Genomic DNA, 15,526 nt, shown 5'->3' on the forward strand with positions numbered 1-15,526 from the left:
AAAGCTTGCGCGGAAGGCGGCTTCGTCTAGGAAATTCCCGAACCAAGGACTGGAGCGGGCATGATTCGTCTCATTGGCTATTTCTTCGGCATCGGCACGACGCTGGCCCTGCTGGTCGCGGCGGGCGTTGCCATCTATATCGGCCATTTGTCGAAGGATCTGCCCGACTACGAGGTGCTGGCCAAATACGAGCCGCCGGTGACGACCCGCATCCATGCCTCGGACGGCGCGCTGATGGCCGAGTACGCGCGCGAGCGGCGCTTGTACCTGCCGATCCAGGCCATCCCCGACCGCGTCAAGGCGGCCTTCCTGTCGGCCGAGGACAAGAACTTCTACAACCACCCCGGCATTGATGTGACTGGCCTCGGCCGCGCTATCATCGTCAACCTGCAGAATTTCGGCTCGGGCAGGCGTCAGGTCGGCGCCTCGACGATCACCCAGCAGGTGGCGAAGAATTTTCTGCTGACCTCGGACCAGACCTACGAGCGCAAGATCAAGGAAATGATCCTCGCCTTCCGCATCGAGCAGGCCTATTCCAAGGACCGCATTCTCGAACTTTACCTCAACGAAATCTTCTTCGGTTTCGGCGCCTATGGCGTTGCGGGTGCCGCGCTCACCTATTTCGACAAGTCGGTGAACGAACTGACCGTGGCCGAGGCCGCCTATCTGGCCTCGCTGCCCAAGGGGCCGAACAATTATCACCCCTTCAAGCATGCCGACCGTGCGCTTGAGCGCCGCAACTGGGTCATCGACCAGATGGTCGAGAACGGCTACGTCACGCGCGAGGAAGGCGACAAGGCTAAGGCGGAGCCCCTCGGCGTCACGCCGCGCCGCAAAGGCACCTATCTGTTCGCCGGCGAATACTTCACCGAGGAGGTGCGCCGCCAGATCATCGCCCGCTACGGCGAGAACGCGCTTTATGAAGGCGGCCTGTCCGTCCGCACCACGCTCGACCCGAAGATCCAGCTCATCGCCCGCAAGGCGATGCAGAACGGCTTGATCAAATACGACACGCTGCGCGGCTACCGTGGGCCGCTAAAGACGATCGACGTGTCCGGCGACTGGGGTGTGCCGCTGGGCAATGTGAAGGGGCTGGAAGACGTTCCCGAATGGAAGCTCGCGGTGGTGCTCGACAGTTCGGCATCCGGCCTGTCGATTGGCTTGCAGCCGGCACGCCAGGCGTCGGGCGACATCGTCAAGGAGCGCGTCGAAGGCACCGTTAGCAAGGAAGACATGGGCTTTGCCATGCGCCATGTGGTCGGCGGCAAGACGGTCAGGGCCAAGTCGCCGGCCGATGTGCTGAAGCCGGGCGACGTCATCTTCGTCCAGAAGAACGAAGGCTCCGACGACGCCTACAGCCTGCGCCAGGTCCCCGAAGTGGAAGGCGGCCTGATTGCCATGGATCCGCACACCGGCCGCGTGCTGGCCATGGTCGGCGGCTTCTCCTACGCGCAGTCGGAGTTCAACCGCGCCACCCAGGCCATGCGCCAGCCCGGCTCTTCGTTCAAGCCGATCGTCTATTCCGCGGCGCTCGACAACGGCTATACGCCGGCATCGGTGATCATGGACGGGCCGATCACCATCCAGAGCGGCAACACGACCTGGACGCCGAAGAACTACGACGGCACGGTTGCCGGTCCGGCAACCCTGCGCTCCGGCATCGAAAAGTCGCGCAATCTGATGACTGTGCGCCTCGCCAACGACATGGGCATGAAGCTGGTCGTCGAATATGCCGAGCGCTTCGGCGTCTATGACCATCTGGCGCCGTATTTGCCGATGGCGCTGGGTTCCGGCGAGACGACGGTGATGCGCATGGTTTCGGCCTATTCGATCATGGCCAATGGCGGCAAGTCGATCAAGCCGACACTGATCGACCGTATCCAGGACCGCTACGGCAAGACCGTCTTCAAGCAGGACGAACGTGGCTGCGAAGGCTGCAACGCAGCCGAATGGCAGAACCAGCCGGAACCCGAGCTTGTCGATAATTCCGAACAGGTGCTCGATCCGATGACCGCCTACCAGATCACGTCGATGATGGAAGGCGTCGTCCAGCGCGGCACCGGCGCCACCATCGCCGAGCTCGGACGCCACATCGCCGGCAAGACCGGCACCACCAACGACGAAAAGGACGCCTGGTTCATCGGCTACACGCCGAACCTCGTCGTCGGCCTCTACATGGGCTACGACACGCCGCGCGGCCTTGGCCATGGCGCTACCGGCGGCGGCCTCGCGGCCCCTATCTTCAAGGATTTCATGCGCGTGGCGCTGGATGGCACGCCCAATGTCGACTTCAAGGTTCCCGAAGGCATGAATCTGGTCGCCATCAACCGCAAGACAGGCATGCGGGCCAATTCGGGCGATCCCGGTACCATCATCGAAGCCTTCAAGCCGGGCACCGGGCCAGCCGACAGCTATTGGGTGATCGGCATGGGCGCTGACGGGTCCAATGCCTCCGGCGGCGCGCTGTCGCCTCAGGCCAACCAGGCCATCCAGTCGGGCGGCGGCGGCCTCTACTGACGGGGATGAAAATGCAGGGTTGGGCCGGCCCCGGGCCGGTCCAATTTGCTTTACAGGCGGCGGCGCCATCCCTATGTATCGCGCCGACCAGGCGTCACTTTCAGCAACAGGATAAAACACCAGGCCATGCGCGCGGAAACGCAGAATATTGTCGACGAGATCAGGCAGGCGATTACCCTGCTGAGGAGGCATCTTTGACTGGGATCAGGCCATAAAGCGGCTTGAATACCTGAATGTCCGCGCCGAGGACGCCAGCCTCTGGAACGAACCGCTGGAAGCGCAGAAGCTGATGCGCGAGCGCCAGGGCCTCGAAGAAGGCATCGCGGCGGTCAGGGGCCTGACCCAGGCGCTTGAAGACAATATCGGCCTGATCGAACTCGGCGAGGAAGAGGGCGACGAGAGCGTCGTTGCCGAGGCTGAGGCCGCGATCCGCTCGATGCAAGGCGAGGCGAAGGCCCGCCAGGTCGAGACGCTGCTATCGGGCGAAGCCGACGCCAACGACACCTATCTCGAAATCCACGCAGGCGCCGGCGGCACCGAAAGCCAGGACTGGGCTTCGATGTTGCTGCGCATGTACACGCGCTGGGCCGAGCGCCGCCGCTTCAAGGTAGAGGTGCTGGAAGTGCATGACGGCGAAGAGGCCGGCATCAAGTCCGCGACGCTGCTGATCAAGGGCCACAATGCCTATGGCTGGCTGAAGACAGAGTCCGGCGTCCACCGGCTGGTGCGCATTTCACCCTATGACAGCAACGCGCGCCGGCACACATCCTTCGCCAGCGTCTGGGTCTATCCTGTCATCGACGATACGATCGAGATCGACGTTTCCGAATCCGACGTGCGCATCGACACCTATCGTTCGTCCGGTTCAGGCGGCCAGCACGTCAATACCACCGATTCGGCGGTGCGCATTACCCATCTCGCCACCGGCATCGCGGTCGCCTGCCAGGCCGAACGCTCGCAGCACAAAAATCGGGCAAAGGCCTGGGAGATGCTGCGCTCGCGGCTTTACGAGGAAGAGCTGAAAAAGCGTGAAGCCGTCGCCAACGCCACCGAAGCATCGAAGAGCGACATTGGCTGGGGTCACCAGATCCGCTCCTACGTGCTGCAGCCCTATCAGCTGGTGAAGGATCTGCGTACTGGCGTGGAAAGCACCAGCCCGTCGAGCGTGCTCGACGGCGACCTCGATGACTTCATGGAAGCCTCGCTGTCGCAACGCATCGAGGGTGGTTCTGGAGAAGCAGTGGCGGACCTGGATTAGGGCCGGCACCTACAGCGCCACACATTTGGATTGGATGATGGCTCGCAAGCTTGTTGGAAAGTGCTTCTGCGGCGCTGTGCACTATGCGGTCGCTGACGAGTTCCTGTACGCGGCGAATTGCCATTGCTCGAACTGCCGGCGCACGACAGGTTCGGCTTTCAAGCCCTTCGCGGGCATCGAACGCGCCAAGTTTGTCCTGACCAAGGGCCACGACATGTTGCTGGTCTTCGGCGACGACAATGGCCATGACGCGCACTGCAAGCGGTGCGGTTCGCTGCTCTATTCGGTCGTGCGTGAGGGCGCCTTCGTCCATGTCGCGATGGGAACGCTCGTCGACGACCCGAGCATCCGTCCGACCGAGCATATCTTCGTCGGTTCCAAGGCGCGGTGGTATACGATCAACGACGGCCTGCCGCAGTATGACGAACACGTGATCGCAGGACCTGCCGGCGAATAGGCCGGAACTTCTCTCGCTGAATCTCGTTATCTGCGATCCCGTCTTCTGGGCATGGCTGTGCCTGCCTATCCACTCGAGAGACGGCGCCTGTTTTCTGTTGCCGATGCGCGGCATTCAGCCTGCGACATCGGCGTGCAGTGGTTTCTTGCGCCGACTCACAAATCGGCTCACCATCCATGGTCGAGGGGAGACAAAAGCATCTATGGCCGGGCGCGGCAGAGCTACCCGCTGACGATCCGGCCGCTGGGAAGACACGTTTCAGGAACGGGCAAGCGAAACGCTTGATGCTCGTCGAAAGGAGCGCTTCCATGTCTGCTGCCCCATCAAGATCGGCTCGGGCCGCGGTGGGCCGACTCATGCTCTGCCTGCTTGCAATCGGAGCGATTGCGTTGCCGATGGCGCCTGCCTTCGCCCACGATGCCAAGCCTACAGCGGCGAAGCCGCTGGGTTGGAGCTATCCGTTCGCATGCTGTGCCAACTACGATTGCCGCACGGCCCATACAGGCGAGGTTTTGGAAAAGCCCGAGGGTTATGTGATCGCCGGGACAGGGGAAGTTGTCCCGATGACCGACAAGCGTGTGAAGGACAGCCCGGACGGCGAATTCCACTGGTGCGCGCATCAAGCGGGTCTAGACGCCGGTAAGACGATCTGCCTGTTTGTGCCGCCGCGCTCCTACTAAGCCCGGGAGGCGCAGCGGCGACCTAGCCCGGGGCGATGGGCGGCGGGCCGCCTGCTGAGGACGGTTGCCAGGACGGCTCCTTTGTGTTGCGCTGCCTGCGGGCGGCGGACAAGGGAGAGGTAACGTCCATGACCATCAAGGGAAGCTGCCACTGCAAGGCGACGATATTCGAGGTTTCGCAAGCACCGCAGACGCTCACGCAGTGTACCTGTTCGTTCTGTTCGAAGCGCGGTTCGCTCTGGGCCTACTACACTCCGGCGCAGTTCAAGCTCCTCACGCCGCAGAAGAATGTTTCCTTCTATCTGTGGGGATCGAAGACCGTTAAGCACGGCTTTTGCGACACCTGCGGCTGCGGGACCTTCACCGAAACACCGGACTGGTCGAGCGGAGAGCCGGATTTCGACAACCCCAAAATCAGCGTCAACTCGCGGCTATTTGACGATTTCGATCTGGACAAGGTGGAAGTGGTGGTCATCGACGGCAAGAATCTCTGGTAGATTCCCGGATGCCCAATCGGAAATTTGTGCCCCGGGGAAAAGCCATGGCCGGCGCTTTTCCCGTTCCGTTTTTCGCCGCATTTCATGGTACAAGTCGCGCGAAGGGCTGATTTGGCGCCACCGCAAGGCGTGACTTGGAGAGGGACAATCCTATGAAGAAGACCGTGCTCGTCGTCGTGGCGACGGCTGTGCTGGTGAGCGCCTGCACCACCACCGATCCGTATACCGGCGACCAGAAGATTTCCAACACCGCGGCCGGTGCCGGCCTCGGCGCTCTGGCCGGCGCCAGCCTTGGCCTGCTTGCCGGCGGCAATGATCGCCGCAACGCGCTGATCGGCGCCGGCATCGGCGCGCTCGCCGGCGGCGCCATCGGTGCCACCATGGACCAGAACGAAGCCGAACTGCGCCGGCAGTTGGAGGGCACAGGCGTCAGCGTAACCCGCTCCGGCGACCAGATCATCCTCAATATGCCGTCCGATATCACCTTCAACGTCGATCAGGACGCGGTGAAGCCCGGCTTCTACCAGGTGCTGAATTCGGTCGCGCTGGTGCTGAAGAAGTTCAAGCAGACCACGGTCGACGTGTTCGGTCATACCGATTCGACCGGCGGCGACCAGCACAATTTCGATCTGTCGCAGCGCCGCGCGCTGGCGGTCGCCAACTACTTGGCCGGCCAGGGCGTCGATTCGCGCCGCTTCGCCGTCACCGGCTTCGGCAAGACCCGTCCGATCGCGTCCAATGCCACGGCCGAGGGCCGCGCCCAAAACCGCCGCGTCGAGATCCAGCTTTCGCCACTCACCTGAGCAGCATCGATCAGAATGCAAAAACGGCCTCGCAAGGGGCCGTTTTTTGTTTGCAAAATGCGACCGATGGTGAGGCCTGCGGCCCCGGGTTCTTCTATAATGTTGCGGTGGGGTCGGCTTATCGACCGTCATTCATTGGATCAGGCGCTGCCGCCGGACGACAAGGGCAACGATCAGTCCATGAATGAGCAGTCCGACCGCAAGTCCAAGGACATGGAAGCCCGTTCCCGAACCGGAAAGCGTCAGGATCGACCAGATGGATGTGGGTAAGAACAAGACAATTGCGGTGATGAGCCCCGGGTTATAGCTGCGCATCCTGATTGCCTGCGCGATGTGAACGAAAGCGTTGATCAGGGTGGTGTAGGCGGCGATCAGCCCTATCCCGGCATTGACCGTGACAGCGAGGGTGAAAACCAGGGAGTAGATGCCCCATACACCCGGTACGTTGATCACAAAGACATCGAAACGCGTAAGCAGCGGCGCCCCGCCGCCGAGCATCTTGTTGACAAAAAGCCGGAACCGGTCGTCCGCATGCTCCTCGTATTGGTGGAGCATGTAAATCGGGATCAGCAGGAAGACCGCGAGCTCGGCTGTCTTTAATCGAGCGGCCAGCCCGATCGCCACCACGCATAGAGTGAGGCCGGCAAGCACGCCACCATAGACCCAATCTTCCACCAGACGCTTCATCACACCATCTTCGGCGACGCCGTGCGTCCTTGCAACACACGACGATATCAGACCTTGGCAACGATGCGCATGAAGGCCGGTGTGTCGTCGCCAACGGTGGCGTCGCTCGGCGATGACGGCAACAGCTTCGCCGGCCCCGACCGGCCGCTCTCAGAGTGAGATTGGCGTGCCGGAGAATTAGCTAGTTCTAAATAACCGCTTTCCCGCAGCCATGGAAAGGGTTAGCATGGTTGCTGTTCCGGAGGGGATGAGGCGGTACACCCGGCCGCGCAATAAGCATTTTTCAGCCTCGGTCTTGCACGGCCAGATCAGAAAAATCTGGGAGGAATGCATGACAAGAACAGCCGGCCTTGGGCGCTGCGGCGTCCTCGCTTTAACAGGTCTTGTGAGCGCATGGCTGGGTGTCGCGGCGGCTCGGGCCGAGGACGCCAACAAAGCTGACATCGAGGCCTTGAAAAAGTCGCTCGCCAAATATGAGGACTACACCGCCGCCGTCCGCGACCTTTATCTGTCGACGGTCGGCTGCGTCTACTATAGCGGAGAAAAGATATCCGGAGCGATGTATTACCCGAAAGGCGCCATGGGCATCCATTTCGTCAACGTCCCAAGTGTCGGCCAGAAGCTCGATCCGATGCGCCCCAATGTGCTGATCTACGAGCCGACGAAAAACGGTCTGCGCCTGGTCGGGGCGGAATGGCTGGTGCCGCTGACGCCGGATCTCAAAGAGCCGCCGAAGCTGTTTGGCCAAACCTTCATGGGTCCGATGGAGGGACACTATCCGCTCATCCCGAGGGAGTTCGTCCACTACGATCTTCACGCCTGGCTGGGTGATAATCCGAACGGCATGTTCAGTCCGACGAACCCGAACGTGAAATGCAACAAGGCCGAGTTTCCGATGTTGGAGAAGCCGACCAAGATGATGCCTGGGCCGATGTAACGGCCAGCCCAGCCAGGAACTTGCCGGGAGGGCAAGCCGGATGGCCGTCTTGCCTGGAACTAGTCGTCGGTCAGCCCTTGGCGACGATACGCATGAAGGCCGGCATGTCGTCGCCGAAGCCGACGGTGCCGTCGTTTTCGTCGTCTCGGTTGCGGGCAGGGCGACGGTCATCTCGCTGAGGCCTGGTATCGCCGCGCTCCGGTGCACGCTGCTCGCTGCGCGCCGCGGAGCCCTTGCGCCCGGAATTTTCCGAGCGGATAGCGTCCTTGCGCGTGCGCCGCTCACCGATGTCGGCGACCGTCTCCTCGGCCACGACCGGCTGTTCATCGCGCACGGTTTCCGGCGCCGCGTCTTCGCTGTGCTTGGCCTGGCGTCCGCCTCTCTTGCGCTCGCCCCTGTCCTTGCGGTCGTCGTCCTTGCGGCCGGCGCGACGCGGCGCACCGCGGCCACGGCGCGGAGCTTCGTCCTCGCCTTCACTGGCCACCACCGTCGACAGGTCACCGTCATGCCATTCGATCTTGGTGCCGATCAGCCGCTCGATGGCGTCGATGTACTTGGTGTCGGACTTGGTCGCGATGGTAAAGGATTTTCCGGAGCGCCCGGCGCGGCCGGTACGGCCGATTCGGTGGACATAATCCTCGGCATGGATCGGCACGTCGTAGTTGAAGACGTGGCTGACGTCGGGAATGTCGAGGCCGCGCGCCGCCACGTCCGAGGCGACCAGATACCGAAGCTTGCCGTCGCGGAAATTCGCCAGCATCTGCATGCGTGCGCGCTGGTCCATGTCACCATGCAGCGCGCCGGCGTCGAAATCATATTTCAGCAGTGAGCGGAACAGCTCCGACACCTCGATCTTGCGATTGCAGAAGATGATGGCGTTCTTCAGCTCCGCATCCTCGGCGCGCATCAGATTGCGCAGCGTCTCGCGCTTGTCCCAAGGTTTTGAGCCTGACTTGACCAGCCGCTGGGTGATGTTTGTGGCGGTAGAGGCAGCCTTTGAAACCTCGACGCGCACCGGCGCGTGCAGGAATTTTTCGGTCAGCTTGGTGATCTCGGGCGGCATCGTCGCCGAGAAGAACAGCGTCTGCCGGGTGAAGGGGATCATCTCGCAGATGCGCTCGATGTCGGGAATGAAGCCCATGTCGAGCATGCGGTCGGCTTCGTCGATGACGAGGATCTCGACGCCGTTGAGCAAGAGCTTGCCGCGCTCGCGGTGGTCGAGCATGCGGCCGGGCGTCGCGATGAGCACGTCGGCGCCACGCTCCAGTTTCTTGTCCTGTTCGTCGAACGACACGCCGCCGATCAACAGTGCGATGTTGAGCTTGTGGTTCTTGCCGTATTTTATGAAGTTTTCCTCGACCTGCGCCGCAAGCTCGCGGGTCGGCTCCAGGATTAGCGTGCGCGGCATGCGGGCGCGGGCGCGGCCCTTTTCCAGTCGTGTCAGCATCGGCAGCACGAAGGAGGCCGTCTTGCCGGTACCGGTCTGCGCTATGCCCAGCACGTCCTTGCCCAGAAGGGCGTGCGGAATGGCGCCGGCCTGGATCGGCGTCGGCTTGAGGTAGCCGGCATCGGTGACTGCGGAAAGGACCTTCGGCGATAGGCCGAGGTCCGCGAAAGTCAACGCTTCTTGAGCGGTCTGGGTGTCTGAGGACAAGTTCTGGCTGTCTTTGGCTGTTCGGGGAAGCGCAACGGCATCCGTCGCGGCAGGCGCCGCGCGCCCGCAAGATCATCACTGCAACTAGGCGCAAGCCCGCGATTTGTCAACACAAACGGCCGGGAATGGCTCGATTGTGAAGTCGTAACCTTAATTGCTATGTCTGATCCGGCCGCTTATCCGCGCGCCGGCTCAATATCGGCTCAATAACGGAACTGTTCCGCCAGTATGCGTTCGTTCCACGAGTGATTGGGATCGAACAGCAAAGTTGCGGTCGCCGTCGCTGATTCCCGCACCGTCACGGAAGCCACGGCCTTGACTTCCGTATGGTCGGCGGCGGCGTTCACCGGCCGCTTTTCCGCCTCCAATATGTCGAAGCGCACGGTCGCCTTGTTGGAAAGCAAAGCGCCGCGCCAGCGGCGCGGGCGAAACGGGCTGACAGGGGTAAGCGCAAGCAGCGGCGCGTCGAGCGGAAGGATGGGCCCATGCGCCGAAAGATTGTAGGCGGTGGAACCGGCTGGCGTGGCGATCATCACGCCGTCGCAATTCAGTTCCTCGAGCCGTACCTGGTCGTCTATGGTGATGCGGATCTTGGCCGTCTGATAGGACTGGCGCCATAGCGCCACTTCGTTGATGGCCAGCGCCGAGACGGTTTCGCCATCGGAGGTAACGGCCTGCATCTCCAGCGGGCGGATCGTTTCGGCGACCGCTGCCGCGATGCGCTCGGCGAGACCTCCGGAACGGTATTCGTTCATCAGGAAGCCGATGGTGCCACGGTTCATGCCGTAGACCTTTTTGCCGGTTCCCATCGTATCGCGCAAAGTTTGCAGCAGGAAACCGTCGCCGCCGAGGGCCACGACGACCTCGGCGTCCGCGACCGAATGCTGGCCATAGCGCGCCGACAGGCTTTCCAGCGCCGCTTTGGCGTCAGGCGTACCGGACGAGACGAAGGCGATGCTGTTGGCGGCTTTGCTCATGGCTCTCCGACGATGACCGGTTGGCGGCTGGGCCGGGGTAGCATGGGCGGGCCTGTGTGCAAAGAGAGCGCGCAGCCGTGCGGTTTCGAACCGGCAGTCGCGAATCATATCAGGGAACGAGCCAATGTGATGGTTAAGGCCGGGCTTAAACTCTCGTAAAGCCGCATCGATCATGTTAGCCGGCATGGGTGGCGTGGGGGCGCCCGCAGCGATTTTATGCCTTTCAGGATACGAAAGACGCTGTGGCACTTTTGATCGTGCGTGAATCCTTCGAGAGTCGAGTCCGATTTCGGGGACACGCGCCAGCCGGGACCAACATATTGCTGGTAACACGCCTGATCATCATCTCCGTCGTGCTGGGAAGCTTCGCGCTTGTCTTCGCCGAACTGGTGCGCCACGCGGAAGAAACAAGCCTCAGGCCATTGCCCACGGCCTCGCGCTGCGGCGACGCCGTGGGAACGCCTTGTCCGCAAAGGGCGCTATAGATCAAAACTAGCTGATTGCTAGGAGCGTGGTTGCAGATGGCAGCCGGCCTGGCGTTTCTGTGCCAGATACTCGTCGATCAACTGGCGATAGCGCGCCTTGCCGAAACTCGGGAAATGGCCGCCATGCACGACCGAGACGTCGAGGTCGCGCATGGCAAACAGCGTCCCCAAATAATCACCGATATCGGAATGGTAAACGTCGTCGATCAGCGGGCCGTCATAGATGATGTCGCCGGAAAGCAGGATGCCGGTCTTCTTCTCGTACAGCGCGATGCCGCCTGGCGAATGGCCGGGCGTGTGGATCACCTCGAAGGCGCGATCGCCGAGGTCGACGATGTCGCCATGTTCGAGCAGGCGGTCCGCCGGGGCGGGCATGATGCGATAATGCGCCGTGTCCCAACCTTCCGGCTGGCGATCGAACATCTCTTCATTGGCGTAGCGGTCAGCCACCGTCCGTTCGTTGCGCGGATCGGCGAGGATTTCAGCCTCGGCCGCATGCACGCAACGTTCGGGAAATTCATGGTGGCAGCCTATATGATCGAAATGCGTGTGGCTGGCGACGCAGGTGAGCTTGCGCTCGCTGACCAGCGGCACATGGCGCCTGAGGCTGAAATGGCCAAGCCCGGTATCGAACAGCAGGTCGCGGTCGCGGCCGCGCACATGCCACATATTGCAGCGGAAGAATGGTTTGATCCATGGTTCGTGGATCAGCGTGACACCGTCGCCCATGCGGATGGTTTCGTACCAGTCAGGTGCGTCGACGACCGCAAGCATGCCCATGTTCAATCCGTCAGCAGGATGATCTTGTCTGTATCGCAGGAAACCGAGACCGTGTCGCCCGGTTGCACGGCGGACGTCGCGGGCAGTTTGGCGATGAACTGCAGCGTGGCGTCTTCAGCGGAGACCGCGAGCACGCGCTTGAAGCTGCCCTGGAAGACGACGTCGCTGACCTGCGCCTTTCCCAGCTTGGTGGCGCCTGACGTCGCGGCCAGGGTAAGGTGCTCCGGCCGGATGGCCAAGGCAACCGCCGATCCCACCGGCAACGCTCCGGATGCCGAGACCGGCCCGACCTGTGTCGCGACAGTGCTTGTCCTGTCCTTGATCTCCATCACCGTTCCGCCAAGAATGGTGCTCTCGCCCATGAACGTCGCCGAAAAGCGTGTCTTTGGGCGCGCATAGACGCGCTCGGGCGGCCCTTCGTCCTCGATGCGGCCATCATTCATGACAACACAGTGGTCGGCCAGCGCCATAGCTTCTTCCTGGTCGTGGGTGACGTGGATGAAGGCGGTGCCGACGCGCTTCTGAATCGCTTTCAGCTCATCCTGCATCTGCCGGCGCAGCTTGAGGTCGAGCGCGCCGAGCGGCTCGTCGAGCAGCAGCACCGCCGGCTCGATCACCAATGCGCGCGCCAGCGCCACGCGCTGCCGCTGGCCGCCGGAAAGCTGGTGCGGCTTCTTGTCGAAGGCGGCAGCCAGTCCGACGAGCGCCAGCGCCTCGCGCGCTTTCGCGGCGCGTGTCGCGCCGTCGACGCCTTGCATACGCAGGCCGAATCCGACATTGGCGCCGACGCTCATATGCGGAAACAGCGCATAATCCTGGAACACCGTCGTTGTCGGGCGCTTCGCCGGCGGAACCGCGGTGCAGTCCTCGCCGCGTATGAACACCTTGCCTTCGCTCGGTGTGACGAAGCCGCCCAAAATCGACAAAAGCGTCGTCTTGCCGGAGCCCGACGGTCCGAGCAGGATGGTATAGCTGCCGGGCTCGATCCGCAGCGAGACGTCTTTCAGCACCGCCAACTGGCCGAAACGGTGCGAGACGCAGCGGATATCGACCAGGGGCGCGCTCATCCCGGCCTTCTCCGCAGCAATGTCAGTTCGAACAGCACGACCAGCACGATGGAGACGGCGAACACCAACGAGCCGACTGCGTTGGTCTTGGGGTTGAGGCCGGAGCGTAAGAGATTCCAGATTTCGACCGGCAGCGTGGTTTCGAAGCGCGTCAGCAGGAAGGAAATCACGAATTCGTCCCAGGAAAAGGTCATCGACAGGAAGAAGCCGGCGAAGATGGCCGGCGCCATCACAGGCACGGTGATCAAGAGCAGCACTTTCCACTCCGGCGCGCCGAGATCGCGCGCGGCGCGCTCGATATTGATCTGGTGGTCGCCCATCTGGCTGTAGACGATGGCGAAGCAGAGCGGCAGGTTGATCACGACATGGCCGATGCCGGCGGCCATCAGCGATTTCGGCACACCGGCCCAGTTGAACAGCACCAGCAGCCCCATGCCGATGATGAGATAGCTGACGGTCAGCGGCAGGGTGATCAATCCCCGCAGCAGGGCCGAACCCGGCAGCACGAAGCGCGCGAACGCCCAGGCGCTGAGGAAGCCAAGCGTGACGGCCGCGAGCGACGAAAGGACGGCCACCAGCAGCGAGTTCATCAGCGCCGAGGTCAGCCGCGTATCGGACAGGACGGCCTGGTACCAGCGCAGCGACGGGCCGGTGAAGGGTGGGATGGGGAAGGAGGTTGCCTGCAGCGAGAACAGCACGAGCACGACCACCGGCAGGAAAATGAAGGCATAGATGGCGATCGTGTAGAGACAGGAAGCGATTCGGACGATCCGGCGCATCTCAGGCTCGCTCGATCTTCAGCCAGCGGGCGCAGGCGAGATAGGCGATGGTCACGACCGCCATCAGGATGATCGAGAGCGCCGAGGCCAGCGGAAAGTCGCCGCGCCGGCCGATCTGCATCATCACCAGCTGCGGCATGACCAGCTCGTTGTTGCCGCCCAGAATCTGCGGCGTGATGTAGTCGCCGATGCACAGCACGAAGGTGAGAAAGGCGCCGACCATGATACCGGGCAAGGTCAGCGGTAGGATGACATGCAGGAAAGTCCGCACCGGCCCGGCGCCGAGATCGGCGGCGGCCTTGCGGTAGCTCGGACTGAGCTGCTTCAAATTGGCGAAGATCGTCAGCGTCAAAAGCATGACGAAGAAATGCACGAAGCCGGTCACGGTGGCGAAGCGGGTGTTGGCGAGCTGCAGCGGTTCGCTGGTCAAGCCGATACCGGTCAGCGTCCGGTTGATGACGCCGTTCTGCGCCAGCACCAGAAGCCAGGAATAGGAGCGCACGACATAGGAAGTCCAGAACGGCAGCACGGCCAGCATCAGCGCCAGCCGCTGCCAGCGTTCCGGCACCTGTTCGGCCAGGATCCAGGCGAAAGGATAGGCGAGCAGCACCGAGACCACGGTGACGATTGCCGTCACCTGAAGCGAGTTCACCATCGCTTGCCAATAGGCAGGATTGGTGAAGAACTGGCTGTAGTTGGCTGATGTGAAGCCGCCGCCCTCATGCGACGTCAGGCTGGAAAGCCCCATGGCGATGAAGGGCAAAACGAAGAACAGCAAGGTCCAGCCGAGCGCCGGCGTAACCAGCGCCCAGGGTAGGGCCTTGTTCGCGGTGCTGCTCACGACGCCCGTCTACTGCGCCTGCAGCATCTCGGTCCACATGTCCTGCATCTTCTTGTCGAGGTCGGCATTCGGCGCCGGATAGGCCTGGGCGCGGGCAAGGAATTCGGGCTGCTCGTCGAAGCGCAGGATCTTCTTCTGGTCGTCGGTGAGCGCCGCCTTGCTATTCGCCGGCATGCCCCAGTAGCAGGACGAGGTGGCAAGCCGGGCCTGACCCTCCGGGCTCATGATGTATTGGATGAATTTCAACGCCATGTCCTTGTTCTTGGAATCCTTGAACATGGCCAGCGACTGCGACCACAGCACCGCTCCCTCCTTGGGTATCGAGAAGTCCAGCGCCGGGTTCTCCTTGGCCAGGCCCGCCGTCACCCATTCACCACCGCCGACCAGTATGTCGACCTCGCCGGTGGCGAGCGCCGTCTGGCTGGCGGTCACCTCGCCAACCAGCTTGGCGTTGGCCTTCATCTTGAGCAGCTCGGCCTTGAGGGCGGGAAGGTCGGCCTCCGTGAGTTCAGCCGTCTTCTTGCCGATGGCGAGTGCTGCCATGCCGATGACCGGCAGGTAATAATCGTAGATGGCGACCTTGCCCTTGTACTTGTCGCTTGTCAGCGACGCCAAGGATTCCATGTCGGCCGGGTCGACCTTGGTCTTGTTGAAGCCGATCGTGTTGTAGCCGAACTTTTCGGTGATGCCGTAGCGCTTGCCGGCGACCACGGTGGAGCTGTCCATCTTCACCTGCGGGAAGAGGTCGCCCAACGGCAGCTTGTCCTCCGGCAGCGGCTCGAACAGGCCCTTTTCCACGCCGCGCGGCACATCGATGCTGTCGACCACCATCACGTCCCAATCGCCGGGTTGCGACTGCTCGACGATGGCGAGCCCCGCGCCGGTGCCCTCGAATTCCTTGACGTTGACCTTGATGTTGTTGGCCTCTTCGAAGGGCTGCAGCAGCGCCGGATCGGCGTGATCGCACCAGATCAGGGCGTTGAGATCGGCGGCTTGGCTGGCGCCGGCTGCTGAGAGCATCAGTGCCGTGGCGCCACAAGCGGCGCGCAGATGCCTCTTCAGGGTTGAAAGCGGATTGTTGGACCGTGCGGACATCGAGTGTTCTCC

General features: G+C 62.5%; 15 protein-coding genes. 7 read left to right on the top strand and 8 right to left on the bottom strand.

Translation table 11 applies throughout. The features are described from left to right. Positions 1 to 60: 60 nt before the first annotated feature. The 6 genes from LB566_RS11500 to LB566_RS11525 all read left to right on the top strand — a co-directional run bounded on the left by LB566_RS11500 (position 61) and on the right by LB566_RS11525 (position 6,212). Positions 61 to 2,517 (top strand): penicillin-binding protein 1A, encoded by a 2,457-nt coding sequence (locus LB566_RS11500; protein ID WP_224624506.1) that lies wholly within the window; start codon positions 61 to 63, stop codon positions 2,515 to 2,517. A gap of 126 nt (positions 2,518 to 2,643) precedes the next feature. Continuing rightward, a protein-coding gene (gene prfB / locus LB566_RS11505; RefSeq protein ID WP_140548727.1) for a peptide chain release factor 2 occupies positions 2,644 to 3,775 on the top strand; the annotation gives its coding sequence in 2 pieces (ribosomal slippage) (positions 2,644 to 2,709 and positions 2,711 to 3,775; 1,131 coding nt in all). Between the two features lie 37 nt (positions 3,776 to 3,812). Then, on the top strand, positions 3,813 to 4,232 hold the full coding sequence (locus tag LB566_RS11510; protein WP_224624507.1) for a GFA family protein: 420 nt from the start codon (positions 3,813 to 3,815) through the stop codon (positions 4,230 to 4,232). Between the two features lie 308 nt (positions 4,233 to 4,540). After that, positions 4,541 to 4,912 carry a hypothetical protein gene (locus LB566_RS11515; RefSeq protein ID WP_224624508.1) on the top strand — a complete coding sequence of 124 codons (372 nt, stop codon included), beginning with the start codon at positions 4,541 to 4,543 and terminating at the stop codon, positions 4,910 to 4,912. A 128-nt stretch (positions 4,913 to 5,040) separates the two neighbouring features. After that, positions 5,041 to 5,409, top strand: coding sequence for a GFA family protein (locus tag LB566_RS11520; protein WP_140548721.1), 369 nt, complete (start codon positions 5,041 to 5,043; stop codon positions 5,407 to 5,409). A 152-nt stretch (positions 5,410 to 5,561) separates the two neighbouring features. Beyond that, positions 5,562 to 6,212, top strand: coding sequence for an OmpA family protein (locus LB566_RS11525; protein WP_224624509.1), 651 nt, complete (start codon positions 5,562 to 5,564; stop codon positions 6,210 to 6,212). Positions 6,213 to 6,344: 132 nt separating this feature from the next. Here the strand turns inward: LB566_RS11525 and LB566_RS11530 are convergent, their stop codons facing one another. Then, positions 6,345 to 6,899, bottom strand: a complete 555-nt coding sequence (locus LB566_RS11530; RefSeq protein ID WP_224624510.1) for an HXXEE domain-containing protein — start codon at positions 6,897 to 6,899, stop codon at positions 6,345 to 6,347. A 331-nt stretch (positions 6,900 to 7,230) separates the two neighbouring features. On the opposite strand from LB566_RS11530, the gene LB566_RS11535 reads away from it, so the two are divergent. Next, on the top strand, positions 7,231 to 7,836 hold the full coding sequence (locus tag LB566_RS11535; protein WP_224624752.1) for a hypothetical protein: 606 nt from the start codon (positions 7,231 to 7,233) through the stop codon (positions 7,834 to 7,836). A gap of 70 nt (positions 7,837 to 7,906) precedes the next feature. Here the strand turns inward: LB566_RS11535 and LB566_RS11540 are convergent, their stop codons facing one another. The 7 genes from LB566_RS11540 to LB566_RS11570 all read right to left on the bottom strand — a co-directional run bounded on the left by LB566_RS11540 (position 7,907) and on the right by LB566_RS11570 (position 15,514). Then, positions 7,907 to 9,490 (bottom strand): DEAD/DEAH box helicase, encoded by a 1,584-nt coding sequence (locus LB566_RS11540; protein WP_224624511.1) that lies wholly within the window; start codon positions 9,488 to 9,490, stop codon positions 7,907 to 7,909. Between the two features lie 203 nt (positions 9,491 to 9,693). Next, on the bottom strand, positions 9,694 to 10,467 hold the full coding sequence (locus LB566_RS11545; protein WP_140548715.1) for an NAD kinase: 774 nt from the start codon (positions 10,465 to 10,467) through the stop codon (positions 9,694 to 9,696). Positions 10,468 to 10,970: 503 nt separating this feature from the next. Next, positions 10,971 to 11,732 (bottom strand): MBL fold metallo-hydrolase, encoded by a 762-nt coding sequence (locus LB566_RS11550; protein WP_224624512.1) that lies wholly within the window; start codon positions 11,730 to 11,732, stop codon positions 10,971 to 10,973. Positions 11,733 to 11,734: 2 nt separating this feature from the next. Then, on the bottom strand, positions 11,735 to 12,799 hold the full coding sequence (locus tag LB566_RS11555) for an ABC transporter ATP-binding protein (protein WP_224624513.1): 1,065 nt from the start codon (positions 12,797 to 12,799) through the stop codon (positions 11,735 to 11,737). Further along, positions 12,796 to 13,578, bottom strand: a complete 783-nt coding sequence (locus LB566_RS11560) for an ABC transporter permease (RefSeq protein ID WP_224624514.1) — start codon at positions 13,576 to 13,578, stop codon at positions 12,796 to 12,798. Before LB566_RS11560 ends, LB566_RS11555 begins: the two co-directional genes overlap by 4 nt. Position 13,579: 1 nt before the next feature. After that, on the bottom strand, positions 13,580 to 14,419 hold the full coding sequence (locus LB566_RS11565) for an ABC transporter permease (protein WP_224624515.1): 840 nt from the start codon (positions 14,417 to 14,419) through the stop codon (positions 13,580 to 13,582). A 9-nt stretch (positions 14,420 to 14,428) separates the two neighbouring features. After that, positions 14,429 to 15,514, bottom strand: a complete 1,086-nt coding sequence (locus tag LB566_RS11570) for a spermidine/putrescine ABC transporter substrate-binding protein (protein ID WP_224624516.1) — start codon at positions 15,512 to 15,514, stop codon at positions 14,429 to 14,431. Positions 15,515 to 15,526: the final 12 nt, after the last annotated feature.

The organism is Mesorhizobium sp. CA13 (assembly GCF_020165235.1).
GTDB lineage: Bacteria > Pseudomonadota > Alphaproteobacteria > Rhizobiales > Rhizobiaceae > Mesorhizobium.

Excerpts from the sequence above, each read along its gene's own strand:
- LB566_RS11500 (WP_224624506.1), top strand. The coding sequence starts at position 61 with ATGATTCGTCTCATTGGCTATTTCTTCGGCATCGGCACGACGCTGGCC.
- LB566_RS11510 (WP_224624507.1), top strand. The coding sequence starts at position 3,813 with ATGGCTCGCAAGCTTGTTGGAAAGTGCTTCTGCGGCGCTGTGCACTAT.
- LB566_RS11515 (WP_224624508.1), top strand. The coding sequence starts at position 4,541 with ATGTCTGCTGCCCCATCAAGATCGGCTCGGGCCGCGGTGGGCCGACTC.
- LB566_RS11520 (WP_140548721.1), top strand. The coding sequence starts at position 5,041 with ATGACCATCAAGGGAAGCTGCCACTGCAAGGCGACGATATTCGAGGTT.
- LB566_RS11525 (WP_224624509.1), top strand. The coding sequence starts at position 5,562 with ATGAAGAAGACCGTGCTCGTCGTCGTGGCGACGGCTGTGCTGGTGAGC.
- LB566_RS11530 (WP_224624510.1), bottom strand. The coding sequence starts at position 6,899 with ATGAAGCGTCTGGTGGAAGATTGGGTCTATGGTGGCGTGCTTGCCGGC.
- LB566_RS11535 (WP_224624752.1), top strand. The coding sequence starts at position 7,231 with ATGACAAGAACAGCCGGCCTTGGGCGCTGCGGCGTCCTCGCTTTAACA.
- LB566_RS11545 (WP_140548715.1), bottom strand. The coding sequence starts at position 10,467 with ATGAGCAAAGCCGCCAACAGCATCGCCTTCGTCTCGTCCGGTACGCCT.
- LB566_RS11550 (WP_224624512.1), bottom strand. The coding sequence starts at position 11,732 with ATGGGCATGCTTGCGGTCGTCGACGCACCTGACTGGTACGAAACCATC.
- LB566_RS11555 (WP_224624513.1), bottom strand. The coding sequence starts at position 12,799 with ATGAGCGCGCCCCTGGTCGATATCCGCTGCGTCTCGCACCGTTTCGGC.
- LB566_RS11560 (WP_224624514.1), bottom strand. The coding sequence starts at position 13,578 with ATGCGCCGGATCGTCCGAATCGCTTCCTGTCTCTACACGATCGCCATC.
- LB566_RS11570 (WP_224624516.1), bottom strand. The coding sequence starts at position 15,514 with ATGTCCGCACGGTCCAACAATCCGCTTTCAACCCTGAAGAGGCATCTG.